Source organism: Pectobacterium sp. 1950-15 (assembly GCF_037136835.1).
In the GTDB taxonomy this organism is placed as follows: domain Bacteria; phylum Pseudomonadota; class Gammaproteobacteria; order Enterobacterales; family Enterobacteriaceae; genus Pectobacterium.
This window is the reverse complement of sequence record NZ_JBBBQR010000004.1, coordinates 214,065-233,174: the sequence shown is the minus strand read 5'-3', so window position 1 is coordinate 233,174 and position 19,110 is coordinate 214,065. Positions and strand designations below refer to the sequence as shown.

The 19,110-nt window shown below is 52.7% G+C and carries 15 protein-coding genes and 1 other RNA gene; 10 read left to right on the top strand and 6 right to left on the bottom strand.

What is annotated here, in order from left to right; all coding sequences use genetic code 11:
* Positions 1 to 180: 180 nt before the first annotated feature.
* Positions 181 to 1,002 carry a posphoenolpyruvate synthetase regulatory kinase/phosphorylase PpsR gene (ppsR, locus tag WCT94_RS06825; protein ID WP_336868722.1) on the bottom strand — a complete coding sequence of 274 codons (822 nt, stop codon included), beginning with the start codon at positions 1,000 to 1,002 and terminating at the stop codon, positions 181 to 183.
* Between the two features lie 300 nt (positions 1,003 to 1,302).
* On the opposite strand from ppsR, the gene ppsA reads away from it, so the two are divergent.
* A complete protein-coding gene (gene ppsA, locus WCT94_RS06820; RefSeq protein ID WP_336868721.1) occupies positions 1,303 to 3,681 on the top strand; it encodes a phosphoenolpyruvate synthase in 2,379 nt (792 codons plus the stop codon).
* Between the two features lie 431 nt (positions 3,682 to 4,112).
* On the opposite strand, the gene apbE is transcribed toward ppsA, so the two are convergent.
* From apbE to ydiK, 3 genes are all read right to left on the bottom strand, one after another.
* Positions 4,113 to 5,159, bottom strand: a complete 1,047-nt coding sequence (apbE, locus tag WCT94_RS06815) for an FAD:protein FMN transferase ApbE (RefSeq protein WP_336868720.1) — start codon at positions 5,157 to 5,159, stop codon at positions 4,113 to 4,115.
* A 91-nt stretch (positions 5,160 to 5,250) separates the two neighbouring features.
* Positions 5,251 to 5,362, bottom strand: an RNA gene (gene rprA, locus WCT94_RS06810) — antisense sRNA RprA.
* Between the two features lie 290 nt (positions 5,363 to 5,652).
* Positions 5,653 to 6,762, bottom strand: coding sequence for an AI-2E family transporter YdiK (ydiK, locus tag WCT94_RS06805; protein WP_336868718.1), 1,110 nt, complete (start codon positions 6,760 to 6,762; stop codon positions 5,653 to 5,655).
* A gap of 416 nt (positions 6,763 to 7,178) precedes the next feature.
* Here ydiK and ydiJ point away from each other — a divergent pair, with 416 nt between their 5' ends.
* Both ydiJ and menI read left to right on the top strand, forming a co-directional pair.
* A complete protein-coding gene (gene ydiJ / locus WCT94_RS06800; RefSeq protein WP_336868717.1) occupies positions 7,179 to 10,232 on the top strand; it encodes a D-2-hydroxyglutarate dehydrogenase YdiJ in 3,054 nt (1,017 codons plus the stop codon).
* A complete protein-coding gene (gene menI / locus WCT94_RS06795) occupies positions 10,232 to 10,648 on the top strand; it encodes a 1,4-dihydroxy-2-naphthoyl-CoA hydrolase (protein ID WP_010276356.1) in 417 nt (138 codons plus the stop codon). The genes ydiJ and menI overlap by 1 nt, the downstream gene beginning before the upstream one ends.
* 80 nt (positions 10,649 to 10,728) lie before the next feature.
* On the opposite strand, the gene WCT94_RS06790 is transcribed toward menI, so the two are convergent.
* Positions 10,729 to 11,130, bottom strand: coding sequence for a hypothetical protein (locus tag WCT94_RS06790; RefSeq protein ID WP_225084974.1), 402 nt, complete (start codon positions 11,128 to 11,130; stop codon positions 10,729 to 10,731).
* 427 nt (positions 11,131 to 11,557) lie between these two features.
* Between WCT94_RS06790 and sufA the strand changes: the two genes are divergently transcribed.
* The 7 genes from sufA to WCT94_RS06755 all read left to right on the top strand — a co-directional run bounded on the left by sufA (position 11,558) and on the right by WCT94_RS06755 (position 18,690).
* Entirely contained in the window at positions 11,558 to 11,929 is a 372-nt protein-coding gene (gene sufA, locus WCT94_RS06785; RefSeq protein ID WP_015840661.1) for a Fe-S cluster assembly scaffold SufA, read from the top strand.
* 13 nt (positions 11,930 to 11,942) lie between these two features.
* Positions 11,943 to 13,442, top strand: a complete 1,500-nt coding sequence (gene sufB, locus WCT94_RS06780; RefSeq protein WP_336868716.1) for a Fe-S cluster assembly protein SufB — start codon at positions 11,943 to 11,945, stop codon at positions 13,440 to 13,442.
* A gap of 97 nt (positions 13,443 to 13,539) precedes the next feature.
* Entirely contained in the window at positions 13,540 to 14,286 is a 747-nt protein-coding gene (gene sufC, locus WCT94_RS06775; protein ID WP_014700368.1) for a Fe-S cluster assembly ATPase SufC, read from the top strand.
* Positions 14,261 to 15,607, top strand: coding sequence for a Fe-S cluster assembly protein SufD (gene sufD, locus WCT94_RS06770; protein WP_336868714.1), 1,347 nt, complete (start codon positions 14,261 to 14,263; stop codon positions 15,605 to 15,607). The genes sufC and sufD overlap by 26 nt, the downstream gene beginning before the upstream one ends.
* A complete protein-coding gene (gene sufS / locus WCT94_RS06765) occupies positions 15,607 to 16,830 on the top strand; it encodes a cysteine desulfurase SufS (RefSeq protein WP_336868713.1) in 1,224 nt (407 codons plus the stop codon). The genes sufD and sufS overlap by 1 nt, the downstream gene beginning before the upstream one ends.
* Positions 16,831 to 16,862: 32 nt before the next feature.
* Positions 16,863 to 17,279 carry a cysteine desulfuration protein SufE gene (gene sufE / locus WCT94_RS06760; protein WP_336868712.1) on the top strand — a complete coding sequence of 139 codons (417 nt, stop codon included), beginning with the start codon at positions 16,863 to 16,865 and terminating at the stop codon, positions 17,277 to 17,279.
* Between the two features lie 388 nt (positions 17,280 to 17,667).
* Positions 17,668 to 18,690 (top strand): L,D-transpeptidase family protein, encoded by a 1,023-nt coding sequence (locus WCT94_RS06755; RefSeq protein WP_336868710.1) that lies wholly within the window; start codon positions 17,668 to 17,670, stop codon positions 18,688 to 18,690.
* A gap of 180 nt (positions 18,691 to 18,870) precedes the next feature.
* Here the strand turns inward: WCT94_RS06755 and WCT94_RS06750 are convergent, their stop codons facing one another.
* Entirely contained in the window at positions 18,871 to 19,107 is a 237-nt protein-coding gene (locus WCT94_RS06750) for a major outer membrane lipoprotein (protein ID WP_005970385.1), read from the bottom strand.
* Positions 19,108 to 19,110: the final 3 nt, after the last annotated feature.

Sequence of the window (19,110 nt, the reverse complement as noted above, 5' to 3'; positions counted from 1 at the left end):
AATACGGTCAAGTCGAAAACCTGTCATCACCGAAAAAGCGTGGACATCGCGGTGTTTTCAGACAAGGTTTCCAACTAAAAGGTTGCTTCGCAACGGCGAAATGCCGGGAAGTGATGGAGCACACAATAAACGAAATGCCGCACATTACAACCGCATTAGGACAAAAAAATCTATCATGTACTAGTACATTCTTCGACTCATGCCGAGAATGTCGATGATTTTGGCGGAAATTTCCTCAACGGAATAATTAGTGGTATTGAGATATTTAACCTGGTGCTTGCGAAATAGCGCTTCAACTTCGCTGAGCTCCATGCGGCACTGGCGTAGCGACGCATAGCGGCTGTTTCCCCGGCGTTCTTCCCGAATGGCCGCCAGCCGTTCTGCATCAATGGTGAGCCCGAAGAGCTTGTGCTGGAAGGGTTTCAACGCATCCGGCAGGCGCAGGTTGTCCATATCATCAGCAATAAAAGGGTAGTTAGCGGCACGAATACCGAATTGCATCGCCAGATAAAGGCTGGTCGGTGTCTTACCACAGCGTGACACGCCCAGCAGAATGACCTGTGCCTGATCGAGGTTGCGTAGCGAGATGCCGTCATCGTGCGCCAGCGTATAGTCGATGGCAGCGATACGGGCGTCATATTTGCTCAGATTATTGGCGGTCAAACCGTGAGTGCGGTTAGCCACTGGCGTAGGCGGCGTGTTCAGTTCTTCCTGCAGAGGCGCAACCAGCGCTTGTACGATGTCCTGGCAAAACCCTTCGCTGCTGGTAATAATGTTACGCACGGTCGGGGTGACGATGGAATAAAACACCAGCGGGCGCACGCCGGTTTGCTGATACAACGTATTGATTTGTTCACACACGGCTTTGGCGCGCGCTTCACTTTCAACGAAAGGTAAGGTATAGCTAACCGTGTTCACGGGGAATTGGGACAACACCGCATGACCCAGTACCTCTGCCGTAATGGCCGTACCGTCCGAGACATAAAATACGCTTCTTTCCACATAACCCCCTTGTGATATTTCCGACAGCTCGAACACGTTAACCTCGTCAAAAATTGTGTTTTACGAACACTTTTATTAAAACACCATTTCATTATCTTTATGATAAAGAATACTAATCTTCTACGATATTGGATTTTTACTGTGTTAAGCAATCATTCGCCGTGAAATCAGTTTTTTTTCATAGGTTGATCGATTCACCTGTCCATGTTCATCAAAACGCTATGCTAACCTGATTGCGTTGAGGCGATTCTCAACCGAACTCTTTCATACCCTAATTGTATGCAGAAAGGATTATTTTCGATGTCCAATAACGGCCCTGATTTGCGTAATGTCCTTTGGTATAACCAGCTCGGTATGCACGACGTTGAAAGGGTGGGGGGCAAAAATGCCTCTCTGGGTGAAATGATCACCAACCTTTCAGGATTGGGCGTAGCCGTTCCCAACGGCTTTGCGACAACGGCGCAGGCGTTTAATGATTTTCTTAATCAAAGCGGGATTAACCAGCGCATTTATGAGCTGCTCGATCGCACCGACATTGACGATCTGAATCAACTGGCCAGCGCCGGTACGCAGATCCGCCAGTGGATTATTGATACGCCATTCCAGCCGGAGCTGGAGAAGGCCATCAGCGACGCCTATCAGCAACTGGCCGATGGCGAGAAAGACGCCTCGTTTGCCGTGCGTTCTTCTGCCACGGCGGAAGACATGCCTGATGCGTCCTTTGCTGGCCAACAGGAAACTTTCCTGAATGTGCAGGGCATTGATGCCGTGATGGTCGCGGTGAAGCACGTGTTTGCGTCGCTGTTTAACGACCGCGCGATCTCCTACCGCGTGCATCAGGGCTATGACCACCGCGGCGTAGCGCTGTCGGCGGGCGTGCAGCGCATGGTGCGCTCCGATCTGGCTTCCGCGGGCGTGATGTTTACCATTGATACAGAATCCGGTTTTGATCAGGTGGTGTTCATCACGTCGGCTTACGGTTTGGGTGAAATGGTGGTGCAGGGAGCGGTGAACCCGGACGAGTTCTATGTCCATAAGCCGACCTTGCAGAACAACAAACCTGCGATTGTGCGCCGTAACATGGGATCGAAAAAAATCCGTATGGTGTATGCCGCGAGCCAGGAACATGGCAAGCAGGTGCGGATTGAAGATGTGCCGGCAGAACAAACGACGCGTTTCAGCCTGACGGATGACGAAGTGCAGGCGCTGGCGCGTCAGGCACTGCTGATTGAAAAACACTACGGCCGCCCGATGGACATCGAGTGGGCGAAAGATGGCCACACCGGCAAACTCTATATTGTGCAGGCACGCCCGGAAACGGTGCGTTCCAACGGCCAGGTCATGGAGCGTTACCACCTGCCAGCCAGCGGTACCGTGCTGGTGGAAGGCCGTGCGATCGGCCACCGTATTGGTGCGGGTGAAGTTAAAGTGATTCAGGACATCAGCGAGATGCACCTGATCAACGCTGGCGATGTACTCGTTACTGACATGACCGACCCGGACTGGGAGCCGATCATGAAGAAGGCGGCGGCGATTGTGACCAATCGCGGCGGACGTACCTGCCATGCGGCGATTATCGCGCGTGAGCTGGGCATTCCTGCCGTTGTGGGCTGCGGCGATGCGACAGAGCGTTTGCGCAAAGGGCAGAAAGTGACCGTCTCCTGCGCGGAAGGCGACACGGGCTATGTGTATCAGGATCTGCTCGACTTCTCTGTGAAGAGTTCACAGATTGATGAAATGCCTGCGCTGCCGTTGAAAATCATGATGAACGTGGGTAACCCTGACCGCGCGTTTGATTTTGCCTGCTTGCCAAACGATGGCGTCGGTCTGGCGCGTCTGGAATTTATCATCAACCGCATGATTGGCGTGCACCCACGTGCGCTGCTGGAGTTCGACCAGCAAACCCCGGAACTGCAACGCGAGATCAAAGCGCTGATGCAGGGCTTCGACGATCCGGTCGAGTTCTACGTCGGTCGTCTGACGGAAGGGATCGCGACGCTGGCAGCGGCATTCGCGCCGAAGCGCGTCATCGTCCGTCTGTCCGATTTTAAATCCAACGAGTATGCCAATCTGGTCGGTGGCGAGCGCTATGAACCGGAAGAAGAGAACCCGATGCTGGGCTTCCGCGGTGCGGGTCGCTATGTGTCGCCGGACTTCAAAGCCTGCTTTGCGCTGGAATGTGAAGCGGTTAAACGTGTGCGTAACGTGATGGGCCTGAAGAACGTGGAAATCATGATCCCGTTTGTTCGTACCGTGGCGCAAGCAGAAGCGGTGATTGCAGAGCTGGCAAGTCAAGGTCTGCGTCGTGGCGAAGACGGCCTGAAAATCATCATGATGTGCGAAATTCCGTCTAACGCGCTGTTAGCCGATGAATTCCTGCAACACTTTGATGGTTTCTCTATCGGTTCAAACGACATGACGCAGCTGGCACTGGGTCTGGATCGCGACTCCGGCGTGGTATCGTCGCTGTTTGATGAACGTAACGAGGCGGTGAAGGCGCTGCTGTCGATGGCGATTAAAGCCGCCAAGAAGCAGGGTAAATACGTCGGTATTTGCGGGCAGGGTCCGTCAGATCACGAAGATTTCGCCCTCTGGCTGATGGAGCAGGGCATTGATAGCCTGTCTCTCAACCCGGACACTGTGGTGCAAACCTGGCTGAATCTGGCTGAGCACAACTAGTGCTGCGATGAATTTTTAGATACCAATGTATTGTTTTTAAAGTTTTTAGTCGCGTAATAATCGTGCTGAGGTGGGAGTGACAGCCGGGTGAGCGGCAAGGACGCCGCGAAAGCCAGTGCCGCGCAGGGAGCGCGTCAATGGCGACCCGAGTTGCGGTCACGAACGCTGAAGGTATCGCATAGCGACACGATTTCGCGAAAAGCCTGGGGTCATGGGGCGGTGGCGATTGAACCGCCCCATGTCGGGCGCGTGCTGCGACAGCTCTAAAAATTGACTGAAGTTAGTGCGCACGAAATTTTCACTGTGGTTACAGAAATTTATTTCCCGGATTTGTGGGGCAACCCTCAATTTATAGGGCTGTATTCACCGCGTCTTTACGATCTATCCATTACCACCGCTCGACCGCTGCTGATCGCAAGCCGTGCTGAAAATCACGGTGCCGCAATCAGGAAGGATTTAAACTGCGGCGTCATTACCGCGCTAAAGCCCTTATCCGTTTTGGTAATCAGATAAACCGCCAACCCCTGCTGTTCCGCCAGTTTCAACGCTTTCTCCGTTCCCAACACCATCAAACCGGTATCCCAGCCATCCGCTTCTAGTGCGGTCGGCGCAATCACGGTCGCAGAAACCAGTTGATGAGTAATCGGTCTGCCTGTCTCGGGATCGATAACGTGAGAGTAGCGCTTGTTGTCCTGCTCAAAATAATTCCGGTAGCTGCCGGAGGTGCTGATCGCGTAACCCTGCAAATTCACCGCTGCCTGTGCCGCGTTTTCCTGGTCGGTTGGCTTCTGAATCGCCACGCGCCACGGCGTTCCTTCTGCATTTACGCCACGGCTGGAAATGGCGCCACCGACGGAAACCAGATAATTGGTGATCCCTTTACGCGTCATTAACTGTGCGAGAACATCTGCGCCATACCCCTCACCCAGCGTGGAGAGATCGACATACAAATCAGGAAGATCTTTCTGAATCCATTCTCCTTTTTCGTCGCCGATCAGTTTCAGGTGACGCAACCCAACGTTTTGCCGCGCTACATCGATCTGCTGTTGGCTGGGAATCCGCGTCGGCTGCTTCTGCGGGCCGAATCCCCAGAGGTTAACCAACGGGCCGACGGTGATATCCATCGCGCCGTGCGTGGCTTTACCGATACGCAGCGCAGCCAGGACGATATCCGCCATGCCGTTGCTGATGGGCTGTGGATCCGTTCCCCGATACTGATTAAAACGCGACAGCACGGAATCGTCACGGTAGGTGGAAATGTCGTTATTGGCCTGTTCCAGCAGGGCATCGATTTCTCGTTGCAGCTGCGTTTTGTCTTCGGCGACGTCGCCGCTAATTTTTACGCTATAAAACGTCCCCATCGTTTTACCTTCAATGGTCAACAAGGGGCGCTGTGTCGTTGGGGCTGGATTATCGCAGGCGGTCAGAAGGCTGAATAAGCCACAGAGTAGTAATCTCTTCGCGGCGAGAGGCGTCATGAAAAACTCCTGAAAAACTGAACTGAGAGTAGGCTGACAGGAGAGTAACAAAAAAGGAATGACGCGTAATTGAATGGAAGAGAAATGAAAGGAAAAAAAAGGCCCATCTCAGGGGATGGGCAAAGACTACACACAGCAATTCGTTACTAACTCTGACGAGGAGGAAACCTCATTGACAAACAGTAGGTTAATACTAGCTCCGGTATTTATCCTATGGATTATGCGCTATTCAGTCATTAAGAATCATCCTAATAGTTAATTATCTTTTAAGAGTTGGTCTCTCAGAGTTTTTATATTGTCAATAATATTGATGCATTAGAGAAATGATATCAAAATTTTTAGGACTAATCCCTAAGAATAGAGGGTTAATCATTAGCTATTTTTACCTATTGAAAGAGTGGGGAAATACGTCGTCACAGAGAAATGATGCTGAGAGTGGGCAATACGTGGGCGGCGTACCGCCCACGGGAAGACGAGACGGTACTTACCGCCGTTATTCTTGATTTGGTTTGCTGGACGTATTAACGGAGAGGATGTTTTGCGGTTCGGGGATTTCACGCATCCAGGCAAACAGCAGACGATAGGAAACAGCGAGGACGACCGGGCCAATAAATATCCCTATCATGCCAAACGCCAGCAAGCCGCCAATCACGCCGGAAAGAATCAGCAACATAGGAAGATCGGCACCCATTTTGATTAATACCGGGCGGATAACGTTATCGATGGTGCCAACGACGCAGCTCCAGACCAGTAAAACGGTGCCCCAGGTGGCATCCCCCGTCCAATATAGCCAGATAATGGCAGGGATCAGTACGGGAAGTGGCCCCAATTGCGCCAGACAAGACAGAAACATCAGCACAGTAAGTAGCGTAGTATGAGGAATGCCAGACAACCCCAGCCCAATTCCGCCTAACACTGATTGCACGATAGCGGTAACCACCACGCCTAGTGCGACAGCTCGAATCGACTGTGCTGCCAGAATGACTGCGGCGTCGCCGCGCTCCTGTCCCAACCGGATAGCGAAATGCCGCACGGCTTTCGCCACCGCTTCCCCTTTGTAATACAACAGGGCACTGAAGATCAGCATCAGGGAGCAGTGCATCAGAAAGCGCCCGATATTGGCCGCTTGTGCCACCAGCCAAGTCGCCGTTTTACCAAAATAGGGTTGCACTTTGGCGAACAGACCGCTGCCACCGCTTTGCAACAGCGCCTGCCAGCTGTTGAATAATTTCTCTCCGACTAAAGGAACTGATGTCAGCCACTCCAGCGTGGGTGGTGAAAAGTTTTCCTGCCGGGCTCCCCAACTCATTAACGCCGAGCTGTTATCCACCACGCTACTGACAAGAACGGCAATCGGGACAATAAATAGCAGAATAAGCAGCAGCGTCATGACGATCACTGCCAGAGAACGCCGGCCCCACAATAGCGCCTGAAATTTAATCAACATCGGCCAGGTGGCAATGACCACCATACATGCCCAGGCGAATCCCAGAATAAAAGGCTGCACCACCCAAAAACAGGCAATAATCATGATGGTAATAAACACCAGACTGAACAGGATTCTGGCCAGATCAAATCGTGGTGGCTGAGAATATTTGCTCAATGAATCGTTCCTCAATAGCAAAAGAAAGGGCTGAAGGCGAGGTAGCTTGGGTGACAGCCTGTGGTCATCTGTCATCATGAGATATTTCCGGGTGTTTTGACAGCCTGTTGAACATTTTGTTGGTGAAACAGCGGTTCACCAACACGCTGTATGTTTTTGCCGATCCGGGAGCGCACACGATTGCGAAATGTGATAAAACGTGATGTCCCCGATGACAGAGCGGCTAATACAAGTGCTAGTCACTTAAGCATGGCTTTAGGGGAAGCACGGTGTGAGGTTCCCGCAGGGATGCCTCACACCGTGGTAGCCCCGGTATCTCTATCCTTAAGCGATCAAGATTAGGCTATATACCGCGCTTCACAGGCATATCACGACATATTGGCAAACACATCATGTACGGACAGGGTCAAAAAATAATGATCCCACAGATCACGCAATCTCCCGGGCTGGTTCAGCCGGTGCTTAATTTTCTGGAAGCATTGAAGAAAAATGGATTTACAGGCGATACGGCGACCAACTATGCCGATCGTCTGACGATGGCAACGGATAATAGCATCTATCAACTTTTGCCGGATGCGGTGGTTTTCCCGCGCTCAACCGCTGATGTCGCTATCTTATCCCGCCTGGCGGGTGAAGCGCGTTTTTCAGAGCTGACTTTTACTCCACGCGGCGGCGGTACGGGAACGAACGGACAGGCGCTGAATCGCGGCATCGTGGTCGATATGTCGCGTTATATGAACCGCATTCTGGAAATTAACCCTGAACAGGGGTGGGTGCGCGTCGAAGCGGGCGTTATTAAAGATCAGCTAAACCAGTACCTGAAGCCCTATGGTTACTTCTTTGCACCCGAGCTCTCGACCAGTAACCGGGCGACGCTGGGCGGCATGATCAACACCGATGCATCGGGGCAAGGCTCGCTGGTGTACGGAAAAACCTCAGACCATGTGCTGGGGCTACGTGCGATCCTGCTGGGCGGCGAGATGCTGGATACGCATGCGATGCCGGTAGAGCTGGCAGAGAAGCTGGCGTTAGAAGATTCTCCCATCGGCCGTATTTACCATACGGTGCTGCACCGCTGTCGCGAACAGCGCGCGTTGATCATCGACAAATTCCCCAAGCTGAATCGTTTTCTGACGGGTTACGACCTGCGCCATGTGTTCAGCGACGATCTCCATACCTTTGACCTGACGCGAATTTTGACCGGTGCTGAAGGCACGCTGGCGTTTATCACCGAAGCGAAGCTCGATATCACGCCGTTGCCAAAGATTCGCCGTCTGGTGAATATCAAGTATGACTCTTTTAATTCAGCGCTGCGCAATGCGCCGTTCATGGTAGAAGCGAAGGCGCTGTCGGTTGAAACCGTGGACTCTAAGGTATTAAACCTGGCCCGCGAAGACATCGTCTGGCACTCCGTTAGCGAACTGATTACCGATGTGCCTAATCAGGAAATGCTTGGTCTGAATATCGTTGAGTTCGCGGGTGATGATGAAACGCTGATTAACGGGCAGGTCGACGCGCTATGTCAGGGGCTAGATACGCTGCTGGCGAGCGGAGAAGGCGGGGTGATTGGCTATCAAACCTGTAACGATCTGGCCGGCATCGAACGTATTTATGCCATGAGGAAAAAAGCCGTAGGCCTGCTGGGCAACAGCAAGGGGCAGGCGAAGCCGATTCCGTTCGCGGAAGATACCTGCGTGCCGCCACAGCATCTGGCGGATTATATCGAAGAATTCCGCGCGCTGCTGGACAGCCATAACCTGACGTACGGTATGTTCGGTCACGTGGATGCCGGCGTGCTGCACGTGCGTCCGGCGCTGGATATGTGCGATCCGCAACAGGAAATGCTGATGAAACAGCTTTCCGACCAGATTGTCGCGCTGACGGCCAAATATGGTGGCCTGCTGTGGGGGGAACACGGTAAAGGTTTCCGCGCCGAGTATAGCCCTGAATTTTTTGGACCGGAACTGTATGCCGAACTGCGCCGCATCAAAGCGGCGTTCGATCCGGATAACCGACTTAATCCCGGGAAGATTTGCGCGCCGCTGGACGTGGATGCGCCGATGATGAAAGTCGATGCGGTCAAGCGCGGCACGTTCGACCGCACGATTCCACTGACGGTGCGTACGGCGTTCCGTGGCGCGATGGAATGTAACGGTAACGGGTTGTGCTTTAACTTTGATGCCCGTAGCCCAATGTGTCCGTCGATGAAAATCAGCGGCAACCGTATTCATTCGCCGAAAGGTCGTGCGACGCTGGTGCGTGAATGGTTACGTCTGCTGGCGGAGCAGGGCGTCGATCCGGTAGCGCTGGAGAAGGCACTGCCGCAGCAGAAGCTGAGCCTGCGTGCGTTTATCCAGAAAACCCGCAATACCTGGCAGGCGAAGCAGGGGGATTACGATTTCTCCCACGAAGTCAAAGACGCGATGTCGGGCTGTCTGGCGTGTAAAGCCTGTTCAACGCAGTGCCCGATCAAGATTGACGTGCCCGGTTTCCGCTCCCGCTTCCTACAGCTTTATCACACACGCTATCTGCGTCCGGTACGTGACTATCTGGTCGCCGGTGTTGAAAGCTATGCGCCGCTGATGGCGCGCAGCCCGAAGACGTTTAACTTCTTCCTGAAAATGCCGTTGCTGAATAACCTGAGCCGCAGCCAGATCGGCATGGTCGATTTACCGCTGCTGTCATCGCCGTCGCTGCGCCAACAGTTTGCCGGACACAGTGGCGTCAACACCACGCTGGAACAGTTGGAACAGTTGCCGGAAGCGGCGCGCCAGCAGTACGTGCTCATCGTACAGGATCCGTTTACCAGCTATTACGACGCGCAGGTGGTGGCAGATTTCGTCCATCTGATTGAAAAGCTGAAGCTGAAACCGGTGCTGTTGCCGTTCTCACCGAACGGGAAGGCGCAGCACATTAAAGGCTTCTTGCAGCGTTTTGCCAAAACGGCGTCGAAGACGGCAGATTTCCTGAACCGCGTCGCTAAACTGGGGATGCCGATGGTAGGCGTCGATCCGGCGTTGGTGCTGTGCTATCGCGACGAATACCGTGAAATTCTGGGTGAGAAGCGTGGTGATTTTCAGGTGCAACTGGTGCATGAATGGCTGGTGACGGCACTGGCAGACAGTACACCGCAGCCTGTCACTGGCGAATCCTGGTATCTGCTGGGACACTGTACGGAAACCACGGCGCTGCCGATCAGCACGAAACAGTGGTCCGATATCTTCTCGCGCTTTGGTGCCAAACTGGAGAATGTCAGCGTCGGGTGCTGTGGCATGGCGGGAACCTACGGCCATGAAACCAAAAACCTCGCAAATTCGCAGGGCATTTATGCACTATCCTGGCAACAGGTGTTGCAGAAGTTACCGCAGAAACGCTGCCTGACCACCGGTTATTCATGCCGCAGTCAGGTGAAACGTATGGAAGGCAGTGCACTACGCCATCCGCTACAGGCCCTGCTGGAGATTATCTGATGCTATGGAAACGACAGGTTACGCTTGAGCAACTTAACGAACCGAGCCAAACGTGCATGGTGGGTCATGTCGGTATCCGCTATACCCATATCGCGGAGGATTATCTGGAAGCCGTGATGCCAGTGGATTCTCGCACGCGCCAGCCGTTCGGCTTATTACACGGCGGCGCGTCCGTCGTGCTGGCGGAATCACTGGGTTCCGTCGCGGGCTATCTGTGTTCTGAGGGCGATCAGCAGGTGGTGGGCCTTGAAATCAATGCCAACCATCTGCGAGCCGTGCGCGAAGGTGAAGTGCGGGGCGTGTGCCGTGCGCTTCACGTTGGGCGCCGTAGCCAGGTGTGGCAGATTGAGATTTTTGATAATCAAAATCGCCTGTGCTGCATTTCACGTCTGACAACATCCGTCATTACGCCGTAAACATGAGGCGCTGAACCAGACTGCTAGCCGGTCTGGTTCTGTTTTTCTGGAATGGCATTATTTTGAAAAGACAGTGCTCTTCAGGGCAGAAAAGGCACACGCTTAACGAAATCGGTCTGAAACGCGGTGGCTTTATCCCATGAGCCTTGCATGCTTAGTTGATGGCAAATTGACTTCAGCGTGTTACGGGCAAAGTAGTAGCTTTGCACGCGAAAGAGATGGCAACGCCCTTCATTATTAATCTCTTTAATCAACCGATTGTGCAGCTTGACCAGCGCATGCAGATAGCTGTCGTCATCGCCATTTCTCAGACAGAGTTCAACCATATCCATGCAGGCGTTATGATAGCGACGTAAATGGTCAATATTGCTTCCAGGACGGTTCAGGCGAGCTTCCGCCATGTAAAAATCAACGGTGGCATCGCGAATCTGAAATTTATATTCGTCAATCTGGTGGTGCAGCCAGGCAGTCACGGAAAGCATGGTGATCGATCCTGAATATGAAATGATAATCATTATCATATTGATAAAAAAGGCCACGATCAATGGGCAAAATGTGCTTTAACGCCAAAAAGTACGATCGGAAGTCACATAAATTTTCATATACCTTCCCTGTTTTATAAATAGGTATCACCGATAAATGTTATAATAATGATAACGAGATGATAATTTTTACCTGACCGCAAGGGACAGGGGTGATGCTATTAATTCATTTATTATCAATTGTTTAGCTGGTTTTTTACTACGTTGTTTGGCGCGCCCGAGACGTGTAAAATGGTGCTATTGGCTTGCTAAAAACTGAAATGTTACGAATAGCCCTGCGAAACAAGAGGTTGAAGCTAGTTTCATTATCACTAACATTAGGGGAAACCAGCCTAAAACTGGTACCACACGTAATGAGGTATTCCATATGCAAGCGGAAAATGTAGGGACGTTTTCACTGGATGAAAATGTCTGGCAGGGATTGACGCTGACAGAAAGCGCCGTGAAGCAGATTAAGAATCTGATGAAGCAGGATGAGGCTGTGCAAGGACTGCGGCTCAGCGTTAAACAATCAGGCTGTGCGGGGTTTGGCTATGTGCTGGATCTGGTACAGGAGTTCGAAACCGACGATCTGGTATTCGAACGTGATGGTGCAAAACTGTATGTCCCACTGAAAGCGATGCCTTTCATTGACGGCACAGAACTTGATTTCGTCCGTGAAGGGCTGAATCAGATATTCAAGTTTAATAATCCCAGAGCGCAGCATGCTTGTGGATGTGGCGAAAGCTTTGGCATTTAAGTGATGAAAAATTATGGCACGTAGCACGGTAGATGTACCTGATGATGTCCAGATCTGGATGGGTGATGGACGCTATAAAGAAGGTTTCTTTACGCAATTGGAAACCGATGAGCTGGCGCGCGGCATCAATGAAGATGTCGTACGGGCGATCTCGGCGAAGCGTAATGAACCTGAGTGGATGCTGGAATTCCGCCTCAACGCCTACAAGGCGTGGCTGGAGATGGAAGAACCGCATTGGCTGAAAGCCCATTACGAAAAACTCGACTATCAGGACTATAGCTATTATTCCGCGCCTTCCTGCGGTAACTGCGACGACAGCTGCGGCTCTGAGCCCGGTGCCAAGCAGCAATCCGGGATTACGGACGTGAATAATTACCTGACCAGCGAAGTAGAGAATGCGTTTAATCAGTTGGGTGTTCCTGTCCGTGAAGGCAAGAAAGTGGCGGTCGATGCGATTTTCGACTCCGTATCTGTTGCGACCACGTATCGGCATGAGCTGGCTGAAAAAGGCATTATCTTCTGTTCATTCAGCGAGGCGATTCAGGAACATCCCGATCTGGTGCGTCAGTATCTCGGTACGGTCGTACCGGCGAACGATAACTTCTTTGCGGCGCTGAACTCGGCGGTCGCTTCTGACGGCACGTTTGTGTACATCCCGAAAGGCGTGCGCTGCCCGATGGAACTGTCGACGTATTTCCGCATCAACGCGGCGAAAACCGGCCAGTTCGAGCGTACGATCCTGATCGCCGATGATGACAGCTACGTCAGCTACATCGAAGGCTGCTCTGCACCCGTTCGTGATACCTACCAGCTGCACGCCGCCGTGGTGGAAGTCATCATCAACAAGAATGCCGAAGTGAAATACTCCACGGTGCAGAACTGGTTCTCCGGTAAAGATGACGCAGAAGGCGGGATTCTGAACTTCGTGACCAAGCGCGCGCTGTGTGCAGGCGAGCATTCAAAAATGTCATGGACGCAGTCGGAAACCGGTTCAGCGATCACCTGGAAATACCCGAGCGTCATTCTGCGTGGCGACTACTCCGTTGGCGAATTCTTCTCTGTTGCCCTGACCAATGGTCGTCAGCAGGCTGACACCGGCACGAAGATGATTCACATCGGTAAAAACACCCGTTCGACCATCATCTCCAAAGGGATTTCCGCCGGACGCAGTGAGAACACCTACCGTGGTCTGGTGAAGATCATGCCGAGTGCGGCCAACGCCCGTAACTTCACCCAGTGTGACTCTATGCTGATCGGCAGCGAGTGTGGCGCGCATACCTTCCCCTACGTGGAAGTGCGCAATAATACCGCGCAGTTGGAGCACGAAGCGACGACCTCGAAAATTGGCGAAGACCAGCTGTTCTACTGTCTGCAACGCGGTATCAGCGAAGATGACGCTATCTCGATGATCGTGAACGGATTCTGTAAGGACGTCTTCTCTGAATTGCCGCTGGAATTTGCGGTAGAAGCACAAAAGTTACTGGCGATTAGCCTGGAACACAGCGTGGGTTAATTCGGCGGTTACCGGGATTTTCACAGACGAATAATGAGAATCATCGGTCCCGGAATTCATTAAGCGCTCGTCGCATTGGGCGTTGGAAGGAATAAGCATGTTAAGCATCGAAAATTTAAAAGTCAGCGTAGAAGGCAAAGAGATCATCAAAGGGCTTAATCTCACCATTAAGCCAGGTGAAGTTCACGCGATTATGGGCCCGAATGGTTCAGGAAAAAGTACGCTCTCCGCGACGCTGGCTGGACGTGAAGAATACGAAGTGACTGACGGTTCGGTGAGCTTCAAAGGGAAAGATCTGCTGGAACTGTCCCCAGAAGATCGCGCGGGCGAGGGCGTCTTCATGGCGTTCCAGTACCCTGTCGAGATCCCCGGCGTCAGCAACCAGTTCTTCCTGCAAACCTCCGTTAACGCGGTGCGTAAATACCGCGAGCAAGAACCGCTGGATCGCTTTGACTTCGCCGACTTTATCGAAGAGAAGATCAAGCTGTTGAATATGCCGGAAGATCTGTTGACCCGTTCGGTCAACGTGGGCTTCTCCGGGGGGGAGAAGAAGCGTAACGACATTCTGCAAATGGCGGCGCTGGAGCCGGATCTGTGCATTTTGGATGAAACCGACTCCGGCCTGGACATCGATGCACTGAAAATCGTCTCTAACGGCGTGAACTCCCTGCGCGACGGCAAACGTTCGTTCATCATCGTTACGCACTACCAGCGTATTCTTGATTACATCAAACCGGATCACGTCCACGTTCTGTATCAAGGGCGCATTGTGAAATCCGGTGATTTCTCGCTGGTGAAACAGTTGGAGGAGCAAGGCTATGGCTGGCTTACCGACGGGCAATAATGTGACGAGCGAGAACGCGACGGGTAAAACTGGCATCGCACAGAAACAAGAGCAGGCGCTGCAGCAATGGCAAGGTCTGTTTGAACGCGATGTGTCGCGCCGTTCTGAAACGGCGAACCAACACTGGCAGGATGTGGTGCGTCTTGGCTTACCGCACCGTAAGCACGAGCACTGGAAATACACGCCGCTGGATGGTTTGCTGAGCAACGAATTTGTCGCACCGCAGGCACAGTCTCTCGATCGTGCGGCGGTGGAGGAACTGACCTTAGCGGTGGATAGCTGGCGTCTGGTGTTTGTTGATGGCGTATTTAATGCTGAACTCAGCGACAGCGCATGGGGACCTTATCAGGTTGATGTGCAGGCATCGCGTGCACAGGGCGTGTTGCCTACGGCTATTCAATCCGAGGTGTTCCTGCATTTGACCGAAAGTCTGGCTGGCGAAAGTACGCTGATTCGTCTGGCTGCCGGACAGCAGGCGGAAAAACCGCTTTACCTATTGCACATCAGCAGCAGCCAGGCGGCGGCATTGAACACGGTTCACCACCGCCATCATCTGAACGTTGAACGCGGCGCGAGTGCGGAAATTATTGAGCACTACGTCAGTCTGGATGAGCATGCCCACTTTACCGGCGCACGCCTGACGGTGAATGCGGCAGAAAATAGCCAGGTTAGCCACTATAAGTTGGCGTTTGAAGCGGCGGCGAGCTACCACTTCGCACATAACGATCTGGTGCTGGCACGCGACGCTCGGGTTCGCAGCCACAGTTTCCTGCTGGGAGCTGGGCTGACGCGCCACCATACCAGCGCTCAGTTGAACGGCGAAGGTACCAATTTATCCATGAATAGCCTGATTCTGCCCGTTGGCAGCGAAGTGTGTGATACGCGAACGTATCTGGAACACAATCAGGGTTATGGTGAAAGCCGTCAGTTGCATAAAGTCATCGTCAACGATCGCGCCAGAGCGGTGTTTAACGGCATGATCAAAGTTGCGCCTCACGCGCTGAAAACTGACGGACAGATGACCAACAATAACCTGCTGTTGGGCAGACTGGCTGAGGTCGACACCAAGCCGCAGTTGGAAATCTACGCGGATGACGTGAAATGTAGCCACGGTGCCACCATTGGCCGTATGGACGAAGAGCAACTGTTCTATCTGCGTTCTCGCGGTATTACGGAGCAAGATGCGCAGCAGATGATCATCTTCGCCTTTGCGGCGGAAGTCACAGAAGCGATTGAAAACGAACCTCTGCGAGATGTGGTTCTGCAACGTATCGCGCAGCGTTTGCCCAACGCGCTGGCGAATGCCGGCAAGGCGGTATGATGAGTTATCCTATTGAACGGGTTCGCGCCGATTTCCCGCTGCTGGCAAGCGAGGTTAACGGCCAGCCGTTAGCCTATCTTGATAGCGCCGCGAGTGCGCAAAAGCCGCAGTCGGTTATCGATCGCGAAGCCGAATTCTATAGCCATGAATATGCCGCGGTTCATCGCGGTATTCACACGCTGAGCGCGCAAGCGACCAGCGCGATGGAAGCTGTGCGCGAGAAGGTAGCCTCCTTTATCAATGCGGCTTCAGTAGAAGAGATTGTCTTTGTTCGCGGGACGACGGAGGCCATCAATCTGGTGGCTAACAGTTATGGTCGCACCTTCATTCAGCCGGGCGATAACCTGATCATCACCGAGATGGAGCACCATGCGAATATCGTTCCCTGGCAGATGCTGGCGGAAGCGCGTGGCGTTGAGGTTCGTGTATTGCCGCTTGCCGAAGATGGTTCACTGGACGTTGCGCAGCTTCCTGGATTACTGGATGAGCGAACTCGTCTGCTGGCAGTAACGCAAATCTCTAACGTACTCGGTGCCCTAAACCCAGTTAAGGCCATGATCGCACAGGCAAAAGCGGCTGGCGCGGTTACGCTGGTCGATGGTGCGCAGTCGATTATGCATCAGACTGTCGATGTGCAGGATCTGGACTGTGATTTCTTTGTCTTTTCAGGACATAAGATCTACGGCCCTTCGGGTATTGGCGTGCTGTACGGCAAGCGTGATCTGCTTCAGGCTATGCCGCCGTGGGAAGGGGGCGGGGCGATGATTCGTCAGGTTAGCCTGCGCACAGGCACCACCTATGCGGATTCGCCGTGGCGGTTTGAAGCCGGCTCGCCGAATACGGGCGGTATCATGGGATTAGGCGCTGCGTTGGACTACGTGACGGCGTTGGGGCGCGAAGAGATTCAACGTTATGAATCCTCGCTGATGAAGTATGCGCTGGAGGCACTAAAGCAAGTGCCCGATCTGACGTTGTACGGCCCTGCTGAGCGTCATGGCGTTATTGCGTTTAATCTTGGGCAGCACCACGCCTATGATGTCGGAAGTTTCCTCGATCGATATGGTATTGCGATTCGCACCGGCCACCATTGCGCGATGCCGCTGATGGAACACTACGGTGTTCCCAGTATGTGCCGCGCCTCGCTGGCCGTTTATACTACACGCGAAGAAATTGACCGGCTGGTTGCCGGATTGCAACGTATCCATCGATTACTGGGCAGTTAAGCGCCACGCGCATCCTGTTCGGGGAGGAAAACATGGCGAGTCTGCCAGAACCGCAGAAACTGGCGCGCAATTTTGCGCGCTGTAATGACTGGGAAGAGAAATATCTTTATATCATCGAGTTAGGGGAGCGTCTTGATCCACTGACTGATGAATGGCGTCATCCGGATAACCTGATTTCGGGATGCCAGAGTCAGGTTTGGATTGTGGCGCAGCCTGATGAGCAGGGGGTTATCGTTCTGCACGGCGACAGCGATGCTGCCATTGTGAAAGGGCTGATTGCGGTGGTTTTCAGCCTGTATCAGGGGCTGACAGCGCAGGAGATAGTTGAGCTGGATGTGCGGCCTTTCTTTGAATCGTTGGCGTTGAATCAACATTTGACGCCATCCCGCTCTCAGGGGCTTGAGGCCATGCTGCGCGCGATTCGTGCGCACGCCGCCGCACTGCTTTAATTCTCTTCCCTGTTTTCTGCTTTCCTGAAGTATAAAAAAAGCGCTGTGACGGAAAAAACGTCCAGCGTTTTTTTGTTTTTTTCATTTACGGTTTTTTACCAACGGTACGTTATTGTTTTCCGGCCTATTTATTAACTCGCTGATATTTCAGAATTCGTCCCGTATATTTATTTCCCGTTAAATTTTATGCTGACTCTGCTTTGTAAAGAATTGAATATCAATGCTTTGATTTTTAAATAAAATATTCTTTTGTTACAACAATGCTAATATATACCCACGTTCGGTGGAGAGTGGCAGTAATAGTCGCATTGACACCAGATCAAGAGGTATAGCCGGATACTGCACTCTGGGTACACAGCCAGATGTTATTGATTGTAGGGAATCTAATATGAAACGCGCGTTAACTTTACTTGGTATGGCTTTCGCGGCATACCTGACCAGCACCACCGCTAAAGCGACGGAATACCCGCTACCGCCACCAAATAGCCGCCTCATCGGCGAGAATATCGCTTATACGGTCCCCAATGATGGGCGTCCGCTGGAAGCTATTGCTGCGGATTTCAAGATTGGTTTATTGGGCATGATGGAAGCGAACCCTGGCGTGGATCCTTACCTGCCGAAAGCGGGTTCCACGCTCACCATCCCAACGCAAATGCTGCTTCCGGATACCCCGCGTGAAGGTATTGTGGTCAATCTGGCGGAGCTGCGCCTCTACTACTACCCGAAAGGGAAGAATACCGTCATTGTGTACCCGATCGGCATTGGTCAGTTGGGGCGCAATACGCCACTAATGACGACCAGCGTGAGTGAGAAGCGTGAGAACCCGACCTGGACGCCAACGGCAAACATCCGCAAGCATTATCTTGAAGAGCAGGGCATTAAGCTGCCAGCTGTCGTTCCGGCCGGCCCGGATAACCCGATGGGGTTACATGCGTTGCGTCTGTCTGCACACGGCGGCGTGTATCTGCTGCACGGTACGAACGCTGACTTCGGCATCGGCATGCGCGTGAGCTCTGGCTGTATTCGTCTGCGTCCGGATGACATTAAGGCGTTGTTCGACAACGTGCCAGTCGGTACGCGAGTGCAGATTGTTAACGATGCGATTAAAACCTCCGTTGAACCGGACGGCAAACGCTACGTTGAAGTGCATCAGCCTTTATCCAAGACCGATAAGGACGATCCGCAAACCATGCCAATTCCGCTGACGGCGAAGACGCAGACGTTTGTTAAAGATGCAGAGACGGACAGTAAAGCGGTTGCTGATGCGATTGTGCGTCGCTCAGGTATGCCAATCGTGGTGAGCGTAGGGCAAGATATCAATACTTATCAGCCACCGGTGGAATCAGCCCCAGAAGCGTCTGGAACGCATCAGGCTGCGCCGATCACGGCTATCAGTACCACCGCTCGGTAATAATGAAATAACGCGGCCAGATGCGTTCAGGCGCATCTGTGCTCGCTCAGGGATAGAGTGGAAGGATGAATAGGCTTGAACAGGCGAAAAAAGGGATTGAAAGGGAAAGCTGAAAGCGTAAAACGCAGGCAAAAAAAATGGCGCACAATGTGCGCCATTTTCACTACTTAACCAGTTCGATTACTTTTTGTAAGTACGAACTTGGTTGTCCAGACGCTGGTTAGCACGAGCTGCGTCGTCTTTAGCAGCTTGTACGTCAGAGCGGATTGCGTTCACGTCGTTGCTCAGTTGGTCAACTTTAGCGTTCAGAGTCTGAACGTCAGAAGACAGCTGATCAATTTTAGCGTTGCTTGAACAACCAGCAAGCAGAGTAGAACCCAGAATTACCGCGCCCAGTACCAGTTTAGTACGATTCATTAT